The sequence below is a fragment of the Limosilactobacillus vaginalis DSM 5837 = ATCC 49540 genome (assembly GCF_000159435.1).
Taxonomy (GTDB): domain Bacteria; phylum Bacillota; class Bacilli; order Lactobacillales; family Lactobacillaceae; genus Limosilactobacillus; species Limosilactobacillus vaginalis.
Genome location: NZ_GG693429.1, coordinates 1 through 1,050 on the forward strand (window position 1 = coordinate 1; position 1,050 = coordinate 1,050).

Annotated in this window: 1 protein-coding gene; it reads left to right on the top strand. The window is 33.7% G+C overall.

Going from position 1 to position 1,050, the window contains the following annotated elements; translation table 11 throughout:
* Positions 1 to 135: 135 nt before the first annotated feature.
* On the top strand, positions 136 to 1,050 hold a 915-nt coding region (gene istA / locus HMPREF0549_RS08850), incomplete at its 3' end, for an IS21 family transposase (protein WP_003717960.1).

Sequence of the window (1,050 nt, forward strand, 5' to 3'; positions counted from 1 at the left end):
GTATATTGCAAAATAGAAGTACACAATTATGCAACATAATAATACATAGTTGTGTAATGAAAAAGGCCATTGTCTAACAGCCCACTTTCCTCTAAAGTTAGTTTTGCGACATCAAAACTTTGGAGGTAGAAAGGTATGTTAGCAATGACCGATATTAATACTATCAGGAATTTAAGAAATAATCACGATCAGTCTATTGAATCAATTCGAAAGTCTTTAAATATTAATTGGCGAACAGCAAAAAAGTATGCTGATAAAGACTTTGTCCCTAAGATTAAACTCCATAAAAGATCCGGTATGATGTATGAAGAGAAATGGGGAGATATTGTTAGCCTTTGGCTAACTGAAGACTTTAAATTACCAAGGAAGAAACGTCGAACAAATAAACAGTTTTTTAATGACCTAATTGAATCAGGATTTCCAGGATCATACAGAACCGTTTGTAATTTTGTACAAGAATGGAAGGCAACACATACTGACAAAGGAGAAGTAAAAGATTTAGGATATGAAAGACTAGAACATCCTGCAGGTGAAGCGCAATTAGACTTTGGCACGATGGAAGTCGAAAAAGACGGATCCTTTGTAGATATTAAAATATTAGTAATGACCTTCCCCTTCAGTAACCGTGCTTTTGGTATTGCATTACCAGCAGAAAATCAAGAATGCTTATTAGAAGGAATCAAACAGATTTTAAAGCAAATAAATGGGGTACCTACCGTTATACGAATTGATAATATGTCTACTGCAGTTGTTCGTAGTAAAACCAGATATGAAAAAGCTCGTTTAACAAAGGAATTCCAATCGTTTGCTTTGCATTATGGATTTAAGGTTCAAACATGTAATCCACGAAGTGGATATGAGAAAGGAAGTGTTGAAAATAAAGTTGGTTATGTTAGATACAACTTTTTTTCAACCAGCCCTAAGCTAATTAGTTTTGAAAATTTGAATCAACGACTAGCCGATAAACTAAAAAAAGATTCGCAACGAGTACACTATGAAAAGAAGAAAAAGATTAGTGACCTATGGCAAGAAGAACAAACATCATTTTTG